Below are 22,818 nucleotides of genomic sequence, written 5' to 3'. Positions count from 1 at the left end.
GTGAGCAGCACGACCCCCGGCACCGCCGACGCGGCGGGCCGCCCGCAGGCCGCCTGGCTCGTCCTCGGCGGACTGCACCTGCTGAACGGGACCGCCCCGCTCGCCGACGCCGACCCCGTCGTCCTGGTGCCGCTCGACCGGCCCTTCGAGCAGACCTTCCCCGGCAACACCGTGGTCGTCGACTGGGCCGCGCTGGGCACCGTCCGGCTGGAGGCCCGCGACGTGGCGGGCACCCGGACGCACGGCGCCGTCGCGCAGGGCGCCGGCCTGTTCCCCGACATGCTCCCCGGCGCGGAACTCCGCGCGGCGGTGGCCGCGGTGAGCGACGCGGCGAACGGGCCGCTGGTGCCGCTCTTCTACGTGAGCAGTGACGGGACGTCCGCCCACCTCCACAGCCAGATCCGCTTCCTGGCCGAGGACGCCTGCTTCATCCGGATCACCGAGGAGCCCGTCCCGGCCGCCGGGATCGAGGAGCTGGGCTGGCTCCCGCAGGCGCTCGCCCGCCACGCCGAGCAGTTCCTCTTCCTCAACAACCACCAGCGCTACTACCGCAAGTGCTTCCCCGGCAAGGAGCTGGAGTACAAGTACACGCTCACGCCGCCGGTGGACGCCTGGACGCTCACCCTGGAGCTGTACCGCGACGTCAAGGGTGGCGCGCTGCCTGGCTACCTGATGGAGTACCGGGACGAGTACCAGGCCTGGGACTACCTCAACCACCTCTTCGAGGTGACCGGCCCCACCGAGGACGAGCGCGGCTACGCCTCCTTCATCCCCACGACCGACGGCAAGCACCTGCTCAAGCGGAAGTGGTACGCGGAGGACGCCTTCGAGCGGCGGGAGACCCACACCTACGGTCTCTCGCTGGCCGACGACGGCGGCTTCGAGCGGTACGTCACGGAGGAGCTCAAGGTCGAGGCCGTCCGGCTGCCGTCCTTCCGCAGGGTGCGCTACGACATCAACTTCGAGTCCGCGCGCACCGGGCACGTGTACGGGATCTTCTTCGACCACTGCAGCCTGGTCGACGCCCGGGACGTCACCCTCAACCAGTGTGAGCTGGAGTACCTGCGCAGCCGCACCGCGGTGGAGCCCGACGAGGCGGACGTCTCGAAGGAGATGGCGGAGATCGCCACCTGGCTGGAGTCCTTCCTGCGGGAGCGCGGGCTGAACAGCGAGCGGGGCTTCTACTCCAAGCGCACCTTCCTCAAGGACGCCGTCGCCGCCCGCCCCGAGCTGGCCAGGCCGGTGGTCTGATGCCGGAGGCAGCGATCCGTGCCGTCCTGCTCGACCTGGAGGGCACGCTCTACGCACAGGGCAAGGCCGTCGAGGGCGCGGCCGCGGCCGTCCAGGCGCTGCGGGAGTCGGGGCTGGCGCTCCGGTTCCTGACCAACACCGACTCCAAGCCCGCAGCCCGGATCCATGACGAGCTCGTGGACTACGGACTGCCGGTCCGCCGGGAGGAGCTGTTCACCCCGGTCGTCGCGGCGCAGCAGCTCCTCGCCGCGCCCGGCACCCGGGTGTACCCGCTCGTCTCCCGCGCGCTGCTCGGGGAGCTGCCGAACCTCGTGGCCGAACCGCCGTACACCCACGCACTGATCGGCGACTGCCGTGACGTCCTGGACTACCGGGCACTGGACGAGGCGTTCCGCGCGGTGCGTGGCGGGGCCGAGCTGGTGGCGCTGCAGCGCGGCCGCTACTTCAAGCGGGCGGACGGCGACCACCTGGACACCGGTGCGCTGGTGGCGGCGGTGGAGTACTCCGCCGGCACCACCGCCCGGATCCTGGGCAAGCCCGCCGCGGACTTCTTCGAGCTGGCCGCCCGGTCGCTCGGGTTGCCGCCGAGCGCCTGCGTGGTGGTCGGCGACGACGCCGGCACCGACATCGCCGGCGGCGAGGCGGCGGGGCTGACCACCGTGCAGGTGCGCACCGGCAAGTACGCGGACCAGCTGGCCGAGGGCCTGACCGGCCGGGCCGGGTACGAGTGCGACTCCGTCGCCGACCTCCCGGCGCTGCTGACGGAGCTGAGGTCACGATGACGGTCTACTGGGTCGTCTGGGACGCGGCCGCCCACTGGGTGGTCGACCGCCTCGAACGGGAGGGCGCGCTGCCCGCCGTCACCCGGATGCGGGCGCGCGGCACCGTCGCGGCGGCGCGTCCCGCCCACCCCAACTGCCAGACGCCGCCCTCGCTGGCCACCCTGTTCACCGGCGCCTGGCCGAGTGAGCACGGCGTCACCGGCTACACCGTGCCCGGGGCCGGCGACGGGGTCGCCGAACACGTCAGCGGCTTCGACCCGCGCTTCCCGGCCGTCCCGACGGTCTGGGAGACGGCCTGGGAACGCGACCGGCGCAGCGCCTTCGTCCACGCGCCCTGGGTGTTCGACGAGGCCGGCGCGGTCGGACCGTACGTCGACGGGGCCGTCGAGGCGTACAGCCGGCGCCTGACCCGGCACGCCTTCCTGGAGCTCGCTCCCGGGCCGGCGGTGCAGGCCTGGCAGATCGCCGAGTCCTGGGTGGACGTGGAGACCGGCGCGACCGGTGACGTCGTGCGGGTGCGGGCCGCGGGCGCCGAACTGGTGCTCACCCCGGGTGGCGGCTGGCAGCCGCTGCTCCTCGACGACGCGGGCCACGCCACCTGGGTGGCCTGCGTCCGGGGGGCGTGCGGCCCGCTGCTCGTCCACACCGGTGTCTGGGAGCCGCGGACGGGCGGCCGCAACGGTCCGCTCGTCCAACGGCTGCGGCAGTGCCCGCCGTTCGCGGGCGAGGGGGTCGGCCCGCTCTACCGGGCCGGCGTCTTCGGGCCCCGCCTGGCCGAGGGCGGGGACGGCTCCGCGGAGGACGTGTTCCTCTCCTCGGTGGGCTGCGTCACCCGGGCGTTCGGTGCGGCCACCGAGGCGGTGCTCCAGGAGCACACGGCCGACCTGGTGGTCGTCTACCTGCCGATGACCGACGACGTGGGCCACGAACTGCTGGGCTGGTGCGACGAGAAGAGCGCGGCGCACCGGCCGGACATCGCCGACCGCGCCTGGTCGTACCTCAGGGCCTGCTACCAGGACGCCGATGCGCTCCTGGGACGGGTGCTTGACCGGGCCCGGGCCGAGGACACGGTGATCCTCGGTGCGGACCACGGCATGGTCGGCTGCACCCACCTGGTCCATGTGAACGACCAGTTGGTGCGGGCCGGGCTCGCCGCCCCGGCCACCGCCGGCGCGCTGGACGTCGAACACTCCGAGGTGATCTACCACCCGGCGAACAACGGCTCGCTGTGGGCCACCGGCCCGGCCGACCCGGGGCGGGCCGGCGAGGCCATGGCCCGGGCCATGGCGGCGCTGCGCACCCTGACCGACCCGGAGAACGGGCGGCCGGTGGTGCGCGGGTTCCTGGACGACCGCGGGCGGCCGCTGGCCGGGGACGCCGTGCCGCCGCCGGTGGTGTTCCTCGTCCTGGACGACGACTACCAGCCGACGGCACCGCTGTCGGCCGACGGCGTGACCGTGCGCCGCCAGCCCAAGAGCGGCGCCCACGTGGTCTATACCGGCGACAGCCGGCTGCACGCCGTCCACGCCGCGATCGGTCCCCGGATCCCGCACGGCACGGCACCGGTGGCCGTGGACAACACGCTGCCCGCCCAGTTGGTCCTGCGGGAGCTGGGCGTGGAGCAGCCGAAGGCCGCCGAGCCGGCCGCCCTCTCCTGACCGAAGGAAGGAAATCGACCCTGATGGGTGCACCACCCGGCTTTCCCCATGCCCTGTCGCCCGACGACCTGGCGGCGCGCCGCCACGGACACGTGTCGGCGTTCCTCTCCGGACGCGGTCTCGACCCCGACTGGCTGTCCGCGCTGATGCGGGAGCGGGTCGGCGAGGGCCTGCTGCTGCTGACCAGCTCCCCCGTGCACGGGCTGGCCAACGCCACCAGCGACCTGGACTTCATCCGCATCCAGCGCGACCCGATCGAGGGGCCGCGCATCTCGACCAAGATCTTCGAGGACGGCCACCACCTCGAGGTGGTCTCCTTCAGCGAGGCCGAACTCGCCTCGAACTTCGCGGAGTTGCGGCGCCTCGCGGGCCTCGCGCCGGAGGCGGCGGTGGCCGGGTTCCGCGGCTGGGACAAGCAGCGCGAGCCGCGCCGCAAGCAGACCGAGCGGATCGTCAACGGCATCGCCCTCGACGGCACCGCCCCGTTCCTCGACGAACTCCCCGGGCTCGCCACGGTCTGGTCGAGGGCGTCCCTTCAGGTCGCGCTGGAGCAGGTGGCGCACACCGCGCTCGCCGAGGCGGCCGGCGAGAGCCGCGGGCGCGTCGGCTACGCGTACAACGTCCTGCTGCACGTGATGGACGCGCTGCTCTCGCACCACGGCGACGTCTACACCACCAGGAAGTGGTACGCGCTGCGCTGGAGCAGGCTGGTGGCGGACGGCACCTGGCGGAGCGACCGGGTGGCGGCGGTGGCCGCCGACCTGGAGCGGCTCCGCAAGGAGATCGCCGGCACCCTGGCGCCGTCGGCGGCCGCCCAGCCGCTCGCGGCGGCCTACACCCAGCTCGCCCTGGACACCGTACGGGCCACCGGCACCGCCGAGGCCGTCACCGTGCGCGTGGAGGTCACCGGCACCCTGCGCCCGTTCCTGCCCGGCGCCTCACTCCTCGTCGCGCCCGGCGGAAGCGTCGTCCTGCCCGGACTCACCGGGGACCTCCCGCTCACCGTCGACCCGGTCGCGCTCACCGACCTGGGGCGGCTCGACGCCCAGGACGCCGCCACCCTGCTGCGCGCGCTGCGCTCCGGCGCCGCCCGGCTCGACATCGGCTACCGCAACGAGGAGGTACCGGCATGACCACGGACCAGCAGCAGGGCGCCGCGACCGGCGTCGCCGAACGGCTCGTCCCGTTCCCCGCGGTCCGCGGCGGGCACGCCATGCCCGGCCCCCAGGCCGTGGAGGCCTGGGTCCAGGCCGCGTGGCTGATGCTCGCCGAGGGGCGCGCCTACCTGGAGGACCTGGAGGGCGGCTCCGAGCAGCCGCAGATGCAGCAGGCCGCCAAGCTCCGGTTCCTCGAACAGCTCCTGGACATCGACCAGCGGCTGGCCGGCCGAGCCCCGGTCGACGACGCGCACTGTCTGGCGATGGCGCTGGAGTACGGCATGCACGAGGTCGTGCAGGCGTCCGGACCCGACCTGATCGAGGTGTTCGCCCTGGACGAGGAGTTCGGCGGGGACAGCTGCCGGGTCGACCGGATCCAGGTCCTCTGGGAGCGGCTGCTGGAGGCCTTCCCCGGTGAACTGCCGGACCGCCTGGTCGCGGAGGGGCAGCGGGACATGCTCCGGACCCTGCGCGTCTGGGCCCGGCTGGCCCGGGCGGCGGGCCTCGACATCGGCTTCCTCGCCCCCTTCATGAAGGCCGCTTAGCAAGAGAGGTGTGATCAAGTTGCCCGAGATCCATGCGACGGCCGTGGTGCCCGGTCGCACTCCGGAAGAGCTGTGGGCGGTCGTCAAGGACAGCCCCGCCTTCGCGCCCCGTGCCCCGCACGTGATCGGCGTCCGGGTCCTCGACTCCGGGAACCGGGAGAGCCGCTCGACCGAGTGGACCGTGCTGCTGAACGGCAGCGAGGTGACGTGGGTCCAGAACGAGAGCACCCGGCCCGGCCTGCGGCTGTGCTTCGAGCAGACCGCCGGGGACCTGGAGCGGCTGGCCGGCGAGTGGAGCGTCGTCGAGAACTCCGCCGGTGCCCAGGTCGGCCTCAGCGTCTCCTTCGAGCTCGGCATCGACGGCCTCGCCCCACTGCTCAACCCGATCTGGGCCCAGTCCCTCCAGGCCCACGCCGAAGCACTGCTCCGGGTGGTCTCGACGACCGGACTGCCCGCCAACGGAAGTGACCAGACGTGATCCAGTACCTGAATTTCCTGCACACCACCGTACGGTTCGACCTCGCCGACGACGCGGCGGCCGCCTTCGCGCCGATCCAGCGGTTCTTCCGGCACCTGCTCGCCGACCAGGGCGCGCACGAGCCGACCTTCCGGATCGAGGTCCGCGGCTACGACCCGTCGGCCGACGTCGCCCCCGAGGTCTGGACGCTGCCGCAGTCGGTGATCCGGCGCAGCAACGCCGCGGAGTTCAACTTCGACGCGCACATCGTCGACCGCGGCGGCCGCCGGCTGTACGTCAACCGCGCCACACTGCTCGACGCCCCGGTCGACGCGCGCAAGGACAACACCTTCCAGCTGCGCATCACCGAGGCCTCCACCGTCCAGGTGCTCGACTTCGTCCGGGACCTGGTGATCCGGCACGAGGAGGACAACGGCACCGTCGTGCTGCACGCCTCCGGCATCCAGCGGGGGGACGAGGCCGTGATCGTCGCCGGCCCCAAGGGCGCCGGCAAGACCACCACCCTGCTGTCCGCGCTGCGCCGCCCCGGCTGGTCCTACTTCACCGGCGACAAGCTGTTCTGCACGCTCGACGGCGGCCGGATCAGCGTGCACCCCTGGCGCGACTACCCGTATGTCGGAGTCGGTACGATCCGCGCCGACGCGCGGCTCGAACAGCTCGTCCGCGAGCAGGTCGACCCCGGGCTCGACGGCCACGAGCCGGGGCACAAGATCCTCATGGACCCGGACGTCTTCGAGTCCTGGCTCGGGGCCGAGTTCTCCGCCGAGCCCAAGCGGCTGGCCGCGATCCTGCTGCCCGAGGTCCGTCCCGGCGAGCCGCTCGCCGTCCGGCACCTGACGGGCGACAACGAGCGCTGGGCCCACCTCAACAAGATCGTGGACCGCCAGGTGGACACCACCTTCTTCACCTGGCAGTCCCACCTGGTGCCCGACTACGCGCGCTTCTACCGGTCCCTCGCCGAACTCCGCACCGCGCTGGACCAGGTGGCCATGGTGCGGCTGACCGGCACGCTCGACATCGATCCGGACGCCGTTCTCGACCCGGCCACCGCCAACTCGCCCGCCCCCCAGGAGACCTCGTGACCGACAACCAGCCCCGCCCCTCGCTGCGCGTCTGCGTGATCGGTCTGGCCGGTGTCGGCAAGTCGACCTGCGCCGGCCTGATCGAGGAGTTCGCCCGGGACAAGGGCCTGACCTACGCCCGGGTCAAGCTCGCCGAGCCGCTCTACCACCTGCAGGAGCAGGTGTACCGCACGGCCGGCGCCGACCTGCGCGAGGACGCCCAGGACCAGGTCCTGATGGAGGCGCTCGCCGACGCCATGCGCCGCATCCGGCCCGAGTCGCTCGCCGACGACTTCACCCGCCGCCTCGCGCGGACCGACGCCGAGCTCGTCGTCAACGACGACCTGCGGGACCCGCACGTCGACGCTCCCGCCCTGCGGGCGCACGGTTTCCGCGTCCTGCGCGTCGTGTGCGACGAGGCCCTGCGCCAGAGCCGTCTCGACCAGCGCGACGACCCGACCCGGGCGGACCGTTCCACCCGGCAGATCGACCTGATCGAGCCGGACGCCGTCATCGACAACGGGGCGGGCCTCGACGCGTACCGCGCCGCCGTCCACGAGCTGCTGGGGAGCTGGCTGTGATCCTGAGCGGACCTGAGATCCACGCCGAGGTCATGGCGGGCCGGATCCACATCGACGACTACGACCCGGAGCGGATCGAGCCCAACAGCTACGGCTTCCGGCTCGCCGAGGACATCCTCTGGTACGAGCAGGACGTCATCGACTGCTTCGAGCCGCCGAAGGCCGAGCACGTGAAGATGGGCCCCGAGGGCATGGTCCTCGAACCCGGCCGCTTCTACCTCGGCGGGACCATGGAGGCCATGGGCAGCCCGAACTACGCGGCCACGCTCTACGCCTGCCGTTCGGCGTCCACCCTCGGCATCTGGATCCAGTTCTCGGCGCCCCTGGGGCACAGCGGGGCCGTCTTCCCCTGGACCCTGGAGATGAAGGTCGCCCACCCCGTGCGCGTCTACCCGGGCATGATGATCGGCAAGCTCGCCTTCTGGGCCATGCAGGGCGAGGCCGTGGGCTACCACGGCAAGTACACCGGCTCGCGCTCCGCCGTCGCCTCCCGCCTGAGCCTGGATCAGCACCATGGCGCAAACTGACCTGTTCAAGATCCTGTCCGCGCTGGTGCTGCTGCTCCTGGCGGCACACCTGACGGGCAGGCTCTTCAGACGTTTCCGGCAGCCGCCCGTCGTGGGGGAGATCCTCGGCGGGCTGCTGCTCGGCCCCACGGTCCTGGGGCAGCTGCTGCCCCAGGTCCAGCACTGGATCTTCCCCAAGCAGGGGCCGGTGGCGGTCTGCCTGGAACTCGTCTACCAGCTGGGCATGTTGCTGCTGATGTTCCTGGCCGGCGTCGAGATGCGGACGGTGTTCTCCCGCAAGGACGGCCGTACGGTCGGACTGATCGCCGTGGTGGGCATGGTGGTGCCGTTCGCGTTCGGCCTGGTGGCGACCTCCGTGCTCGACACCTCCGACCTGCTCGGCCCGGCGGGCAACCGGACGGCACTGACGCTGGTGCTCGCCTGCAGCATCGCGATCACCAGCATCCCGGTGATCTCACGGATCATGCTCGACCTGGGGATCGCCAGGACGCCGTTCGCCCGGATCGTGCTCTCCGTCGCGGTGCTGGAGGACATCGTCCTCAACGTGGTGATCTCGGTCGCCGTCGGCATCGTGGCCGGCAGCACCACGAACGGCTTCGGTCTCGCCTCGGAGCTCGGCATCGGCTCGGCGAACGCCTCGGCCGTCTACCACTCCCTGGCGTCCGTGGGCTTCCTCGCACTGGTCGCACTGGTCGGCCTGCTGCTGCGCCGCCGCCTGACGGCGTCCGGCGGCGGGCCGGTGGCCCCGCTGGCCGTCCGGGTCTCCGCCGTCCTCGCCTCGGCCGCCGCCTGCCTCTACCTGGGCGTGGCCCCGATGTACGGCGCCTTCGTCGTCGGACTGATCTCCGGCCTGACGGCGGGCGCCGCGGGTACGGCCTCGGGCCCGGCGGCGGACGAGGCGATCAAGGCCATCCGGAGCTTCGCGACCGGGTTCTTCGTCCCCGTCTACTTCGCCGTGGTCGGGCTGAAGCTCGACCTGATCCGCCAGTTCGACCCGGCGTTCTTCGTCGCCTTCCTCGCCGTGGCCTGCGTCGTCAAGGCCGTCAGCGTCTACGCCGGGGCCCGGCTGGCCAGGCGGCCGGCCGCCGACGCCGTCCACCTCGCGGTCGCGATGAACGCCCGCGGCGGCCCCGGCATCGTGCTCGCCACCGTCGCCCTCGACACGGGGATCGGCTCGCCGTCGGTGTTCACCTCGTTGGTGCTCACCGCGGTCGTCACCTCGCTCCTCGCGGGCTGGTGGCTCGAACGCGCCATCAACCAGGGAAGCCTGGACCGGGACGACGAGCTCCCACCAGCGCGGCTCCCGGACCGGCCGCTCAGCTCCACCGCCGGCCGCTAGCACCGGCCGCCCCGCCCTCCCCGCCCGACCACGGAGTCTCCTCTTGGGAACGCTGAAACGCTCATCCACGATGTCCAAGCACCTCTTCGTCACCGGGGGTGTCGCCTCTTCGCTCGGCAAGGGGCTGACCGCCTCCAGCCTGGGCGCGCTGCTCAAGGCCCGCGGCCTGCGCGTGACGATGCAGAAGCTGGACCCGTACCTCAACGTGGACCCCGGGACGATGAACCCGTTCCAGCACGGTGAGGTCTTCGTCACCGACGACGGCGCCGAGACCGACCTGGACATCGGTCACTACGAGCGCTTCCTGGACACCGACCTGCACGGCTCGGCGAACGTGACCACCGGGCAGGTGTACTCGACGGTCATCGCCAAGGAGCGCCGCGGGGAGTACCTGGGCGACACCGTCCAGGTCATCCCGCACATCACCAACGAGATCAAGTCCCGGATCCGCCGGATGGCGACCGAGGACGTCGACGTGGTGATCACCGAGGTCGGCGGCACGGTCGGCGACATCGAGTCGCTGCCGTTCCTGGAGGCCGTGCGCCAGGTCCGCCACGAGGTCGGCCGCGACAACGTGTTCTTCGTGCACGTCTCCCTGCTGCCCTACATCGGCCCCTCGGGCGAGCTCAAGACCAAGCCCACCCAGCACTCCGTCGCCGCGCTGCGCAACATCGGCATCCAGCCCGACGCCGTCGTGCTGCGCGCCGACCGCGAGGTCCCCCAGGCCATCAAGCGCAAGATCTCCCTGATGTGCGACGTCGACGAGGAAGCGGTGGTCGCGGCCATCGACGCCAAGTCGATCTACGACATCCCCAAGGTCCTCCACGGCGAAGGCCTGGACGCCTACGTCGTACGCCGCCTGGACCTGCCCTTCCGCGACGTCGACTGGACCACCTGGGACGACCTGCTGCGCCGCGTCCACGAGCCGCAGCACATCGTCAAGGTCGCCCTGGTCGGCAAGTACATCGACCTGCCGGACGCCTACCTGTCGGTGACCGAGGCGCTGCGCGCCGGTGGTTTCGCCAACAACGCCCGGGTCGAGATCAAGTGGGTGACCTCGGACGACTGCGAGAGCCCGGAGGGCGCGCGGGAGCAGCTGGGTGACGTGGACGCGGTCTGCGTTCCCGGCGGGTTCGGGGACCGGGGCGTCAACGGCAAGGTGGGTGCCATCACCTACGCGCGGGAGAACAAGGTCCCGCTGCTGGGGCTGTGCCTGGGTCTGCAGTGCGTGGTGATCGAGGCCGCGCGCAACCTTGCGGGTCTGCCGGAGGCGAACTCGACGGAGTTCGACGCCGCGGCCAGGCACCCGGTGATCTCCACGATGGCGGAGCAGCTGGCCATCGTGGACGGCAAGGGCGATCTGGGCGGCACGATGCGTCTGGGCCTGTACCCGGCCAAGCTGGCGGAGGGCTCGATCGTGCGTGAGGTGTACGGCGGTGAGCAGTACGTCGAGGAGCGCCACCGTCACCGCTACGAGGTGAACAACGCCTACCGTGCGGACCTGGAGAAGACCGGCCTGCAGTTCTCGGGCCTGTCGCCCAAGGGCGATCTGGTCGAGTACGTGGAGTACCCGCGCGAGGTGCACCCGTACCTGGTGGCCACCCAGGCCCACCCGGAGCTGAAGTCCCGCCCGACCCGCCCGCACCCGCTGTTCGCGGGCCTGGTCAAGGCCGCCATCGACACCAAGACCGCCATCGCGACCGAGACCGCCCCGGCCGACCCGGTCCTCGTCGACTGACCCGACCTCACCCCGTACGCAAGGAGACCCCGTCATGACCAGCGCAGCGCAGTCCCGACCCGTCGTCGCCATCGTCGACGCCTACTCCACCGCCAGCCACCTGGCCCCGCTCTTCCACGCCCGGGGCTACGACTGCCTGCACGTCCAGAGCCAGGAGAGCCCGCCCGCCGTCTTCACGGCCTCCTTCAACCCGGACGACTTCATCGGCACCGTCCTGCACGGCGGCGACACCGAGAAGACCCTCGCAGCCGTCGAGCCGTACGCCCCGGTGGCCCTGCTGGCCGGCGCCGAGATCGGCGTCGAGCTGGCCGACACCCTCAGCGAGGCGCTCGGCCTGCGCACCAACGGCACCGCCCTGAGCCCTGCGCGGCGCGACAAGTTCCGGATGGTCGAGACCGTACGGGCGGCCGGAGTGCCCGCCGCGGACCAGATCCTCGCCACCGACCTGGACGCCCTGCTGGCCTGGTACGGGCCGCAGCCGCGGCGCGTCGTGCTGAAGCCGGTGCGCAGTGCGCTCAACGACGGGGTCTCCTTCTGCGACACGGCCGACGAGGTCCGCGCCGCCTTCGAGCGCCTGATGGGGATGCAGAGCGCGACCGGACACCACAACGACGCCGTGGTCGCCCAGGAGTACCTGGTGGGCGCCGAGTACTACGTCAACACCGTGAGCCTCGACGGCAAGCACTACGTGTGCGACATCTGGAAGACCCAGCACCTCGGTGTCAACGGGGTGCACGACCTCCTCGGCGGCTCGCAGCTGATGGTGCGTGAGGGACCGGAGCAGGAGCTGCTGGTGGCCTACGCCGGCCAGGTGCTGGACGCGCTCGGGGTGCACAACGGACCCGCGCACACCGAGCTGAAGCTGACGCCCCAGGGGCCGCGGCTGGTCGAGACCGGCGCCCGGGTGTGCGGGGCGATGCTGCCGCTGCTCACCCGCGCGGCGATCGGCGAGAGCCAGCTGGAGTGGACGGTGGCGGCGTACGTCGACCCCGAGTCCTTCCTGTCGCGGTGGGAGACCGGCTACGAGGTCGCCCGGCACGCCGTCTGCGTCAACATGGTCTCCCCGCACACCGGAGAGCTTCTGGGCTACCCGCGGCTGACCGAGCTGCAGGCCCTGGAGAGCTATCACGACCTGCTGCTGAAGGTCCGGCCCGGTGAGAGGGTCGCCCGCACGGTCAACGACATGACCTACCCGATGCTGGTCCACCTCCTGCACGAGGTCGAGGGCATCGTGACCCACGACTACATGACGGCCCGCTACCTCGACGGCGAGGGCTTCTACGATGTCGCCTAGCCCCTCGGACGACGCCGACCGTCCGACCGTGCTCGCCCACCTCAGCGACCTCCACCTGGACGACGGGCCCCGGGCCGAGGAGCGGGTCCGGCGGATGGTGCGCTACCTGGTGGAACTGCCGGGCGAGATCGACGCAGTGCTGATCACCGGTGACATCGCGGACCGCGGCACGGAGGAGGCCTACGTACGGACGCGGGCCGTGCTCGCCCCGCTGTACGAACGGTTCCCGGTGCTCGTGTGCCCCGGCAACCACGACGAGGCGCGGGCGCTGCGCAGGATCCTGCTCGACGGCGGCGGCGAGGGGGAGGGCACCGGGGACGGCGCGCCGGTCGACCAGGTCCGGGACGTCGCCGGCACCCGGATCGTCCTGTGCGACTCGTCCGTGCCCGGCCGCGCCGACGGGCTGTTGCGGCCGCAGACCCTCCGCTGGCTGGACGAGACCCTGGCCGAGGCACCGGACCGGCCCACGCTGGTCGCCCTGCACCACCCGCCGGCGGAACTCGGCCTCCCGTACATCGACGGGATCCGGCTGCGCGAGGCGGACCGGTTCGCCGCCGTCCTGCGGGGCCACCCCCAGGTCGCCGGAGTGCTGTGCGGTCACGCCCACACGATGGCCGTGACCCGGTTCGCCGACCTGCCGTTGGTCTGCGCACCGGGCGTCGCCTCGAGCGCGCTCATGCCCTGGGAGCAGGAGCCGGGGCAGCTGTGGAAGACCCTGGACGCCCCGCCCGCGCTCGCCTTCCACGTGCTGCGGAACGGACGGCTGACCAGCCACGCGAGAACCGTTCTCGGCGACGTCCGGACCCGGCCGGCGCCGTCGTGACCCACCGCGAGCCCGTCCCCGCCCCGCCCAACCTGGAGAACCCATGAAGCCACCCCACGAGCACCCGGCCGGAACCTCCCCCCTGCTGGTTCTGATATCGACCGGTCCGCAGAAGTACCGCGAGTACCTGCTCGCCTCCATCAGCACCCGCTACCGGATCCACCTCGTCAACACCACGGAACCCAGCTGGGAGAGCTCCTACCTGGTCGGAAGCACCGTCGTCCCCACCACCGACCTGGAGCACGTGTCCGCCGCGGCGGCGGCCGTCGCCGCGCGTGAACCCGTGCACGGCGTGCTGAGCTGGGACGAGGCCCGGGTGCACCAGGCGGCCGCCGTCGCGGCCGGGTTGGGCCTGCCGACCACCGACGCGGACGCGGTCTGGCGGTGCCGTGACAAGCACCAGACCCGGGCCGCCCTGGCCGCGGCCGACCTGCCGCAGCCAGGCTTCGCGCTCGTGGGCGGGGCCGCCGAGGCGCTCGCCGCGGCGGACCGGATCGGCTACCCGGTCGTGGTCAAGCCCCGTGCTGCGGCTGCCAGTTACGGCGTGTCCCTGGTTCGCTCCGCCGAGGCGATGACCGCGTGCTTCGACTTCGCCGACGAGGCGACCGTTCCGCACATGCCCGACTACGACCAGGCGGTGCTGGTCGAGGAGTACCTGGACGGCCCCGAGGTGAGCGTCGACTCGGTGATCGTCGACGGCAAGGTGCGGCCCCTGTTCGTCGGCCACAAGCGCACCGGCTTCCCGCCGTACTTCGAGGAGACCGGGCACACGGTCTCGCACGACGACCCGCTGCTCGCGGACCCGGAGTTCCTCGACGTGCTCCAGGACGTCCACACCGCGCTCGGCTTCACCACCGGCTGGACCCACACCGAGCTCAAGCTGTCGCCCTCCGGCGCCGCCAAGGTGATCGAGGTGAACGCCCGGCTCGGCGGGGACCTCATCCCCTACCTGGGCCGGCTCGCCTCCGGCATCGACCCCGGTCTGGTCGCGGCCGCGGTGGCCTGCGGCCGGGAGCCGGACCTCACCGCGGACCGGAACCTCGTGGGGGCCGTGCGCTTCCTCTACGTCGAGCACGACGACACGGTGATCGACCGGGTGGAGTTCGACGCGTCGGCGCTGCCCCCGCAGATCGACCGCACAGTCGTTCTCGCGGCCCCCGGTGACGTCGTCTCGCCGCCGCCGCGCGGCCTGCTGACCGGTCGGGTAGCCCTCGCCACGGCGGTGGCACCGACGGCCGCGGAGTGCGAGACGGCGCTGGACGCGGCGGCGGCGGCACTGCGGATCGTCGAGCGGGCCGCCGACGGTCGGGCCGGTGGCGGGGCGTCATGACGGACGTTGCCACCGCCGGGCCTTCCGACACCCGTCAGGCAGGTGTCCTGGCCACCTTCGCCGAGTCGCCGTTCGCCGTGAAGGCCGTGCTCTTCGGCGTCCTGGTCAACAAGCTCGGGTCCTTCATCCAGGTCTTCCTGGTGCTGTTCATGACCAGCAGGGGCTTCAGCGACGTCCAGGGCGGTGTGGCGCTCGGTGTCTACGGTGCCGGGTCGGTGCTGGGCGTGCTGCTCGGCGGCACCTTCACCGACCGCATCGGCGCCCGGCGGACCATCCTCCTGGGCATGGTGGGGACGGCCGTGCTGCTGGTCGCGGTGCTGCACGTCCGGATGTACCCGGCGCTCCTCGCGTCCGTCGGGCTGGCAGGCCTGATCAGCCAGGTGTACCGCCCGGCGGCTGCGGCGTTCATCGCCCAACTGATCCCCAAGAACCGCCAGGTGATGATCTCGGCGATGTACCGGCTGGCCCTCAACGTCGGTACCACCGCCGCGCCGCTGCTCGGCACCATGCTGGTCGCGGTCTCCTACGACCTGCTGTTCTACGGTGAGGCCGCCGCCGCACTGGGTTACGCGCTGATCGTCCTCCTGGCGCTGCCGCGCGAGGGCTCCGCCCCGGCGAAGCCGGAACGGGCCGCGGCCTCCGCGTCCGCCGCCCCCGCCGCGCCCGCCACCGAGCGTCCGGCGGGCGGCTACCTCGCCGTGCTCCGTGATCGGCGGTACGTCGCCTACCTGGTGGCGATGCTGCTCAACGCCGCCGTCTACATCCAGTACCTGAGCACGCTTCCGCTGGCCGTCCGGGACGCCGGCTTCAGCACCTTCTGGTACGGCGTCATGGTCGCGATCAACGGCGCCGTGGTCATCTGCTTCGAACTGCTCATGACGAAGGTCGTACAGAACTGGCGCGTGCGCACGGTCCTGACCGTCGGGTTCTGTCTGCTCGGCGCCGGTATGGCGCTGTACACCCTGCCGGGCGGGCTCGCCGTCTTCGTCGTCGGCACCCTGCTGTGGACGCTCGCCGAGATCATCGAAGGCCCGACGATGTTCGCCTACCCGGCCATCGCGGCCCCGTCCGCGGCCAGCGGGCGCTACCTGGGTGCCGCCCACGCGATGTTCGGCATCGGCTCGGCCGTCGGACCGGCCGCGGGCGTCGCCCTGTGGAGCGGTCTCGGCCGGACCGCCTGGCTGATCATCGGAGCGGTCTCCGTCCTGGCCCTGATCCCCGCCTGGTTCGCGGTGGGGCGCGTCGGCACCACGTCCTCACTCGCGGACTCCTCCGGCTGACGACGCGGCCCGGCCCCGAACCCGAGCCACAACCCCTCCGGCGCCCGTGCGGCGAACCCGCACCGCCGCCGTTTCCGAAGACCCCCCACGAGGAGAACCGTGTCAGTCGCAGACGTGACCACCGTCACCCGCACCGCAACGCCGAGGCGTTTCCTGATGTGCCCGCCGCGGCACTTCGACGTGACGTACTCGATCAACCCCTGGATGAACCCGGCCAAGCCGGTGGACACGTCCCTCGCGTTCGCGCAGTGGACCGAACTCAAGAACCTCTACGAGAGCCTCGGCCACACGGTCGAGGTGATCGAGCCCCTGCCGGGCCTGCCCGACATGGTCTTCGCGGCCAACGGCGCCACGGTCGTCAACGGCCGGGTGCTCGGCGCCCGGTTCCGTCACGTCGAGCGGACCGCCGAAGGCCCGGCCTACCTGGCCTGGTTCACCGAGCACGGGTACACCGACGTCCTGTGGCCCGAGCACATCAACGAGGGCGAGGGCGACTACCTCGTCGTCGGCCGGAAGGTCCTCGCCGGGACCGGCTTCCGCACCGACCCCCGCTCGCACGCCGAGGCCCAGGAGTACTTCGGCCTCCCGGTGATCGGCCTCACCCTGGTGAACCCGGAGTTCTACCACCTGGACACCGCACTGGCCGTACTCTCCGAGAACGAAATCATGTACTACCCGGACGCCTTCACCCCCGGTAGCCAGGAGGTGCTGCGCGAGCTGTTCCCCGACGCCATCCTGGCGACCGCCGAGGACGCCGCGGTCTTCGGCCTCAACGCCCTGTCGGACGGCCGCCACGTCCTCCTCCCCGACGCCGCCGTCCAGCTGAAGACGCGCCTGCGCGAGCGGGGGTTCGAGCCCATCGGCGTCGACCTCACCGAACTGCTCAAGGCCGGCGGCAGCGTCAAGTGCTGCACGCTCGAACTGCGCTGACCCGACCGATCCGCAGGCCGGTAGGCCGGGGCCCCACCGGGCCCCGGCCTTCTCGCGTGCACTGCACTCGACACCGGCTCGTCGTCTGTCGCACGCGGAGCGTCAGCTCCTTCACCTTGGCGGGTCCCGGGAAGGTGAGCCGTACAGTCTGCTGGTTCGCCCGGGTCGTCACCGAAGTCGGCGGTGACCCGAGCAGGCGGCTCCCGGCCCGTGGGCGGGGCCACTCCTCGGCCGCCGCCCGGCCCGCGTCGGCCGCGGGTCGGGAGGGACCACGGCGGGGCGCCGGCCCGGTCGGTCAGCGCCGCGTGCGGTAGTAGTCGCGCCAGACGAGGCGGTGGACCCGGGTCCAGCGGGGAACGGACCGGATGCCGGGGATGAACGGCACCAGGATCAGGGCGAGGCTGAGCACGGCCATGATGGCCCAGATCTCGGCATCGGCGTTCTTCGAGCTCTTGAACGGGTCGATCTGGTACCAGAAGGTGGAGAGCCACAGCCACGCCTGCCCGGGGTAGTTCCCGGTCTCGTTCATCATCCCCCACTGGGCGCCGGTCAGGTGTTGTTCGGTGGCCCGGTCCGACAGGTACGAGCCGTCGGCGAGGAAGAGCATCGGCTTGGTGTAGGCAGTCTGGTAGAAGCGGCCGGGTGACAGCAACTGCCCGTCGAGTGAGCCCGCCCGGGCGAGCGTCAGCAGGCGGGCGGTCAGTACCGGCACCGGGCCGTAGTCGCCAGGGGCCGCCTTGGCCGGATCGCCGTCGGGTGCCTTGTTCAGGGCGTCCGCGTAGGCCGAGCTCCAGGACTGCTGCTGGTCGGCGGACGCGGCGTTCCACTGGGCGAGCGCGGCCGTGACCTCCGGCTGCTCCGGGGCCTGTCGCAGGGGGCGCAGCACGAAGTCCTCGGCCGGGTCGACGGGGATGCGGACGCCGGCGGCCCGCTGCAGGCCGAGCGGACCGATCTTCTGGCCGGCCCCCGGGACGTGGTTGTAGGGCGGGCCGTACTGCGCGGAGGTGCTGGTGCCGGCGAGTTCGGCCACAGCCGTCGCGGTGAAGTCGTTCGGGGCAGCGGTGGACCAGGACGCCAGGGTGGTCGGTGGCACGTTCGGGGAGGAGAACAGGCCGGCCAGTCCCGCGCTGAGCAGGACGGTGACCGCCAACGCGATCGTGAACTCCTTGACAAGGTCGTAGCGGCGGGTGGGGAAGGCGTCCGACTCGGGCACCTGGGCGGACTTCACCGCCCGTCCCCGGGTGCGGTGGCGCCGATCGGCGGCACGATGCCGCGGACGCGGACCAGCAGGATGTGCCAGACGGACAGCAGCCCGATCGCGAGCGGGAGCAGGAGGACGTGCCACATCAGCATCTGGCCGAAGTCGAAGACGTTGAACCAGGCGCCGATGCCGGTCGCGTTGAGCGCGTCCTTGGCCTGCCCGGAGATCCACTGGGAGTCGAAGTTCTGCTGGACCAGGTAGCCGGTGAAAGCGGTGGCGAGCGAGACCAGGAAGGCCACGGCGCCGGTCATCCAGGTCAGGACCCGACGGCCGCGCCAGGCGGCCATGAAGAACTTGCCCCACAGGTGGATCACCATGACGGCCATGAACAGCTGCACGCTCCACAAGTGGACGCTGTTGACGTACCTACCGACACCCGAGACGTGCCACCAGCCGGGGCCCATCAGCGCGAGCACACCGCCGGAGACCAGGACCACCACCAGCGCCGACACGGTGAGCACACCGAAGACGTAGATCCATGACGCCATGTAGACCGGCTGGGTCTCCGGGATGAGCTTCTCGGACGGCAGCCTCCGCAGGGCATACCGCCGCACCGCCCCGGTCCAGCTACTCGTCATCGCGCCGCCCCCGCGGGAAGGGCAGCAGCAGTGCGGCGACGAAGAGCGTCACCATCAGGCACATGACCACCAGGTTCGCCACGGAGATCTGGACCACTCCCCAGTGCAGGTAGTGACCCGGGTGGTTGAGGTCGACGGGCGCCGCGAAGGCGCCCGTCGTCGGCGCTGCTGTCATCGCCGTTCCCTTCCGACCGCTGAACAAGATCTGGCGCCAGCCTGACGCGGCTGGTGCGCGCCGGCACGCGCAGTGGGCCGAACGCGCGAGGATCGGCGCCGCGCGGGGGACGCGGTCGGCAGGCCCCGCCGACCGGGGCGGAGGCGGCCCGGCTCCCGGGGAGCCCGACCGCCTCCGAATGGCGCAAGCTGACCGGCGCCGCCCCTCAGCTGAGCATCCGAGGGTGTGCCGCGCACGGGTGTTGCCGCTCGCTGATGGTGTCCGGCCGGGGTGCGGGGCACGGGGACGCACCCGGGGCCCGTTCAGCCGGGTGTGCGGATCCGGTGAGTTCCCTCCTGGCCGAGCCGGATGGCCAGGCGTGGTCCGGAGGGGGTGACGGTGAGCGTCGCGGCGGCGGGTCTGCCGGCCGGGTCGGTCACCGTGGGCTCCGGCGTGCCGGCGGGGAGGAGCAGGTCGAGGGTCTGCGGACGGGTGCTGTGCACGGCTGCCTCGGTCAGGCGGCCCTGGTCCCAGCGGAGGTCGACGGTGAGCCCGCCGCGTGCGCGCAGCCCCCGGACCCGGCCGGTGGGCCAGGCCTCGGGCAGGGCGGGGAGCAGGCGCAGCACGCCGTTGTGGCTCTGCAGCAGCATCTCGGCGATGGCGGCGGTGGCGCCGAAGTTGCCGTCGATCTGGAAGAGGTCCGGTGGGTGCAGGCCGAGGAGGTTGGGGGCGGAGTAGTCGGTCAGCAGGCCACGCACGCCGCGGTGGGCGAGGTCGGCGTCGCCGAGGCGGGTGGCGAGTGCGGTCACCCAGGCCAGGCTCCAGCCGGTGGATCCGCCGCCGTGGTCGAGGCGGCGGGCCAGGGCGAGTCGCGCCGCTTCGGCGGCCTGCGGGTCGGTGAGCGGGTCGATGGCGCTGCCGGGGTAGAGGCCGTAGAGGTGGGACAGGTGGCGGTGGCCGGGGTCCTCCTCGGGGAGGTCCTCCCACCATTCGAGCAGGCGCCCGTCCTCGCCCGTCGGCGGGGGACGCAGCCGGTCGCGGGCCGCGTCCAACTCCTCGGCCAGGCCTGCGTCCACCCCGAGGAGACGGGCGGCGCGGGCGGTGGCGGCGAACAGCTCGGCGGTCAGCCAGTGGTCCATGGTGGCCGCGGCGGAGACGGCGGCGAGAGTGCCGTCGGGCAGCCGAAAGTGGTGCTCGGGGGAGGTGGACGGGCAGGTGACCAGTCGTCCGTCCCGGTCCTCGGTGAGGAAGTCCAGCAGGAAGCGCGCGGCGCCGCGCATCAACGGGTACGCGCGTTCGGCCAGGAACTCGCGGTCCCCGGTGAAGAGGTGGTGTTCCCACAGGTGCGCGCACAGCCAGGCGCCGGCCATCGGCCAGTTCGCCCAGGAGGGCGAGCCTGAGACGGGGTTGGCGCAGCGCCACAGGTCGACGTTGTGGTGGACGGTCCAGCCGCCGGCGCCGTAGTAGGCGGCGGCGGTCCGGGCGCCGGTCCGGGCCAGGTCGGCGATCAGGTCGAAGAGCGGTTCGTGGCACTGCGAGAGCCCGGTGGTCTCGGCGTGCCAGTAGTTCATCTGCAGGTTGATGTTGGTGGTCCAGTTCGAGTTCCACGGCGGTGCGGTCTCGGTGTTCCAGATCCCCTGCAGGGTGGCCGGCTGGGTTCCGGGGCGTGAGGAGGCGATCAGGAGGTAGCGGCCGTAGGCGAATTGGAGGGCGGCCAGGCCTGGGTCGGCGTGACCGGCCCGTACGGCGGCGAGCCGTTCGTCGGTGGGCAGCCCGCTCGGTGGGCCGTCGCCGAGCCGTAGCGCCGTGGTGCGGAAGAGCCGCCGATGGTCGGCGAGGTGATCGGCGAGCAGCTGCTCGTAGGGCTGGGTGCGGGCCAGGTCCAGGCGCTTCCCGAGGCGCTCGACCGGCCCGTCGTCGGGGCCGGTGGGAACCTCGGCCGGCCCGCGGTAGCCGGTCTCGACGGCTACCAGGAGCAGCACTTCGTCGGCGCCGGTCACCCGAACCGCGTCCTGGTCCCGTTCGACGAGGCCGCCGGTGGCGATCACCCGCAGGCCGGCCGCGAAGCCCATGCCTTCGCCGGACCGGTAGCGCACCGGGTCCTCCTCCCCGAACGCCACGTGGGCGGGGGCCCGGCCGGAGACGACCAGTCCGTCCGCGTCCGCGCCGTCGTGGCGGGGGTCGGGATGCGGTGTGCTGAACCGGGCGGTGAGGTGGATCCGCCCGGGTACGGAGGACGTGATCCTGGTGGCGAGGACGTCGGCCGGCGCGGAGACGAAGGACTCGCGCAGTGTCTCCGCGTCGCCGGTCCGGTACGAGACCCGGTGGACCGCCTCGTCGAGGTCCAGTGTGCGCAGGTAGTCGTCCACCGTCCCGTCGCCGAGCTCCAGATGGAGCGTGGCGAGCGGCTGGTAGGCCTGCGAGTACGGTCCCTGCATGCGGGTGGCGACCGCTTCCGCGCGGGCGTAGTCGCGATCGCTCAGGACCGCGGTGCGCAGCGTCGTGAGGTGGTCCGCCGCGCCGCTCCGGTCGCGCGGGCCGGGGCCGCCGGACCACAGGGTGTCGGCGTTGAGGTGGATGGTTTCCGCCGCACCGGACCGGTCGGTGCCGCCGTGGAACAGCGCGCCGAGGCGCCCGTTGCCCAGTGGCAGGGCCTCCAGGAAGGAGGTGGCCGGCCCGCGGTAGCGGAGGCGGTCGTAGCCGGAGACTGAGTCCGTCGACACGTGGATCGCCCTTTCGGGGAGTGGGAGGAGCGTGCCCGGCTGTCACGGCCCATCGGCCGGCGCGCAGCCGACCGGCGCAGTGCTGTCCCGGACGACCAGCTCGGGGCGCAGCAGGTGCATCGAGTTGGTCGGGACCCCCGACTTGGTGAGGGCGCGCAGCAGCAGCTCGACCGCCTCGCGGGCCATCTCCCGCTTGGGGATGGCGACGCTGGTGAGGGCCGGCCGGGCCACGCCCACCTCGGGGTTGTCGTCGTGTCCGACGATCGACAGGTCGTACGGGACGGAGCGGCCGGCGGCCCGGGCGGCCTCCAGGGCGCCCAGGGCGAGGACGTCGTGCGTGGCGAAGAGCGCGGTGGTCCTCGGATCGGCCGTCAGCGCCGCCGTCGCCGCCGCGAAGCCGCCCGCGGGGGTGGGCTCGGATGCCAGGTGGACGGCGCCGTCGGGGACGGTGAGGCCGTCGGCGGTGAAGGCGCGCCGGAAGCCCGCCACCCGGGGGGCGTGGTCGGGGCTGGCGAGTACGGCGACGCGTTCGTGCCCGAGCTCGCGCAGGTGGCGCCCGGCCAGGAAGCCCGCCCGCTCGTAGTCGATGGTCACGACCGGGAAGCGGTCGGGGGCGTCGGTCTCCCAGGCGCACAGGGCCACCGGGAAGGCGGCCTCCGCCAGCAGTGGCAGATGGTCGATCAGGTCCCGGTCCCCGGCGATCAGCAGCGCGTCCACCAAACGGCTGGTCAGCCCGGCCAGGTGCCGCTTGGCGCGCTCGCCGTCGAGCCGGGTGGTGCAGAGCAGCAGGTGGTAGCCGTTCGCGTCGAGGACGTCCTCGACCTCCTCGACGATGTCGGCGTAGAAGGAGCCAGTCACGGTGGGGACGAACAGGCCCACCGTCCTGGTGGCGCCGGTGGCGAGGGAGCGCGCGACCAGGTTGGGGGTGTACCCCAGTTCCTCGATCGCGGCGCGCACCCGGGCGGCGGTCGGCAGGCTCACGGCCCCCCGCCCCCGGATGACGTTGGAGACGGTCTGCTTCGTGACCCCGGCGCGCTCGGCCACGTCCTGCATCGTCACCATGACTGGATCCTTCGAGTTTACCGGTCAAGTTGCTTCCGGTGAAACGTAGGACACCGGTGAGGGGGCGTCAAGCCCAAGTCAAATGCCATGTCCGTTTCGTGACTTGAGGAAACGTCGCGCGATCAGTGACCGCATGCCGCACGAGGAACCGGGATTTCGCAAGGGCTCTTGATTTACCGGTCAACCCGCCCGTATCGTCCCAGCCATCCAGCGCCTCCCCCCGCCCTTCGGGCCCCGGCTGACGACCCGTCCGCACGGAATCTCGC

The 22,818-nt window shown here is 72.3% G+C and carries 21 protein-coding genes; 16 read left to right on the top strand and 5 right to left on the bottom strand.

What is annotated here, in order from left to right:
• The 16 genes from BOQ63_RS10085 (at window position 1) to ddaH (ending at window position 16,774) form a co-directional block, all read left to right on the top strand.
• Window positions 1–1,251: a hypothetical protein gene (locus BOQ63_RS10085; RefSeq protein WP_191093545.1), complete on the top strand. Its 1,251-nt coding sequence runs from the start codon at window positions 1–3 to the stop codon at window positions 1,249–1,251.
• On the top strand, window positions 1,251–2,033 hold the full coding sequence (locus tag BOQ63_RS10080) for an HAD-IA family hydrolase (protein WP_030283414.1): 783 nt from the start codon (window positions 1,251–1,253) through the stop codon (window positions 2,031–2,033). The genes BOQ63_RS10085 and BOQ63_RS10080 overlap by 1 nt, the downstream gene beginning before the upstream one ends.
• Complete coding sequence (locus BOQ63_RS10075; RefSeq protein ID WP_072654103.1) at window positions 2,030–3,691, top strand: alkaline phosphatase family protein; 1,662 nt, start codon at window positions 2,030–2,032, stop codon at window positions 3,689–3,691. Before BOQ63_RS10080 ends, BOQ63_RS10075 begins: the two co-directional genes overlap by 4 nt.
• 23 nt (window positions 3,692–3,714) lie before the next feature.
• On the top strand, window positions 3,715–4,824 hold the full coding sequence (locus BOQ63_RS10070; protein WP_030283417.1) for a DUF6001 family protein: 1,110 nt from the start codon (window positions 3,715–3,717) through the stop codon (window positions 4,822–4,824).
• Window positions 4,821–5,393, top strand: coding sequence for a DUF6031 family protein (locus BOQ63_RS10065; RefSeq protein ID WP_030553496.1), 573 nt, complete (start codon window positions 4,821–4,823; stop codon window positions 5,391–5,393). Before BOQ63_RS10070 ends, BOQ63_RS10065 begins: the two co-directional genes overlap by 4 nt.
• Before the next feature lie 10 nt (window positions 5,394–5,403).
• Window positions 5,404–5,871 (top strand): type II toxin-antitoxin system RatA family toxin, encoded by a 468-nt coding sequence (locus tag BOQ63_RS10060; protein WP_223885888.1) that lies wholly within the window; start codon window positions 5,404–5,406, stop codon window positions 5,869–5,871.
• Complete coding sequence (locus BOQ63_RS10055; protein ID WP_072654102.1) at window positions 5,868–6,953, top strand: hypothetical protein; 1,086 nt, start codon at window positions 5,868–5,870, stop codon at window positions 6,951–6,953. Before BOQ63_RS10060 ends, BOQ63_RS10055 begins: the two co-directional genes overlap by 4 nt.
• Window positions 6,950–7,513 (top strand): hypothetical protein, encoded by a 564-nt coding sequence (locus BOQ63_RS10050; RefSeq protein ID WP_030283426.1) that lies wholly within the window; start codon window positions 6,950–6,952, stop codon window positions 7,511–7,513. Before BOQ63_RS10055 ends, BOQ63_RS10050 begins: the two co-directional genes overlap by 4 nt.
• On the top strand, window positions 7,510–8,040 hold the full coding sequence (locus tag BOQ63_RS10045; RefSeq protein WP_030283427.1) for a dCTP deaminase: 531 nt from the start codon (window positions 7,510–7,512) through the stop codon (window positions 8,038–8,040). Before BOQ63_RS10050 ends, BOQ63_RS10045 begins: the two co-directional genes overlap by 4 nt.
• On the top strand, window positions 8,027–9,379 hold the full coding sequence (locus tag BOQ63_RS10040) for a cation:proton antiporter (RefSeq protein ID WP_030553492.1): 1,353 nt from the start codon (window positions 8,027–8,029) through the stop codon (window positions 9,377–9,379). Before BOQ63_RS10045 ends, BOQ63_RS10040 begins: the two co-directional genes overlap by 14 nt.
• Before the next feature lie 70 nt (window positions 9,380–9,449).
• On the top strand, window positions 9,450–11,117 hold the full coding sequence (pyrG, locus tag BOQ63_RS10035; protein WP_150475791.1) for a CTP synthase: 1,668 nt from the start codon (window positions 9,450–9,452) through the stop codon (window positions 11,115–11,117).
• Between the two features lie 34 nt (window positions 11,118–11,151).
• Window positions 11,152–12,411: an ATP-grasp domain-containing protein gene (locus BOQ63_RS10030; protein WP_030557981.1), complete on the top strand. Its 1,260-nt coding sequence runs from the start codon at window positions 11,152–11,154 to the stop codon at window positions 12,409–12,411.
• Window positions 12,401–13,234: a phosphodiesterase gene (locus BOQ63_RS10025; protein WP_072654099.1), complete on the top strand. Its 834-nt coding sequence runs from the start codon at window positions 12,401–12,403 to the stop codon at window positions 13,232–13,234. Before BOQ63_RS10030 ends, BOQ63_RS10025 begins: the two co-directional genes overlap by 11 nt.
• 43 nt (window positions 13,235–13,277) lie before the next feature.
• Window positions 13,278–14,564 carry an ATP-grasp domain-containing protein gene (locus BOQ63_RS10020; RefSeq protein ID WP_150475790.1) on the top strand — a complete coding sequence of 429 codons (1,287 nt, stop codon included), beginning with the start codon at window positions 13,278–13,280 and terminating at the stop codon, window positions 14,562–14,564.
• Complete coding sequence (locus tag BOQ63_RS10015; RefSeq protein ID WP_072654097.1) at window positions 14,561–15,844, top strand: MFS transporter; 1,284 nt, start codon at window positions 14,561–14,563, stop codon at window positions 15,842–15,844. The genes BOQ63_RS10020 and BOQ63_RS10015 overlap by 4 nt, the downstream gene beginning before the upstream one ends.
• 99 nt (window positions 15,845–15,943) lie before the next feature.
• On the top strand, window positions 15,944–16,774 hold the full coding sequence (ddaH, locus tag BOQ63_RS10010; protein ID WP_030290459.1) for a dimethylargininase: 831 nt from the start codon (window positions 15,944–15,946) through the stop codon (window positions 16,772–16,774).
• Window positions 16,775–17,069: 295 nt separating this feature from the next.
• Here the strand turns inward: ddaH and BOQ63_RS10005 are convergent, their stop codons facing one another.
• The 5 genes from BOQ63_RS10005 to BOQ63_RS09985 all read right to left on the bottom strand — a co-directional run bounded on the left by BOQ63_RS10005 (window position 17,070) and on the right by BOQ63_RS09985 (window position 22,552).
• Window positions 17,070–18,002 (bottom strand): hypothetical protein, encoded by a 933-nt coding sequence (locus BOQ63_RS10005; protein WP_030290460.1) that lies wholly within the window; start codon window positions 18,000–18,002, stop codon window positions 17,070–17,072.
• Window positions 17,999–18,613, bottom strand: coding sequence for a cytochrome b N-terminal domain-containing protein (locus BOQ63_RS10000; RefSeq protein WP_030290461.1), 615 nt, complete (start codon window positions 18,611–18,613; stop codon window positions 17,999–18,001). Before BOQ63_RS10000 ends, BOQ63_RS10005 begins: the two co-directional genes overlap by 4 nt.
• On the bottom strand, window positions 18,603–18,788 hold the full coding sequence (locus tag BOQ63_RS09995; RefSeq protein ID WP_030290462.1) for a hypothetical protein: 186 nt from the start codon (window positions 18,786–18,788) through the stop codon (window positions 18,603–18,605). Before BOQ63_RS09995 ends, BOQ63_RS10000 begins: the two co-directional genes overlap by 11 nt.
• A 302-nt stretch (window positions 18,789–19,090) precedes the next feature.
• The gene (locus tag BOQ63_RS09990; protein WP_072654096.1) at window positions 19,091–21,490 is read right to left on the bottom strand and encodes a glycoside hydrolase family 95 protein; all 2,400 of its coding nucleotides are present in this window, start codon (window positions 21,488–21,490) and stop codon (window positions 19,091–19,093) included.
• A 42-nt stretch (window positions 21,491–21,532) separates the two neighbouring features.
• On the bottom strand, window positions 21,533–22,552 hold the full coding sequence (locus BOQ63_RS09985; RefSeq protein ID WP_072654095.1) for a LacI family DNA-binding transcriptional regulator: 1,020 nt from the start codon (window positions 22,550–22,552) through the stop codon (window positions 21,533–21,535).
• Window positions 22,553–22,818 lie beyond the last annotated feature (266 nt).

The organism is Streptomyces viridifaciens, from assembly GCF_001888885.2.
In the GTDB taxonomy this organism is placed as follows: Bacteria; Actinomycetota; Actinomycetes; order Streptomycetales; family Streptomycetaceae; genus Kitasatospora; species Kitasatospora aureofaciens.
The sequence above is the reverse complement of the archived record's forward strand: the minus strand, read 5'-3'. Positions and strand labels throughout refer to the sequence as shown.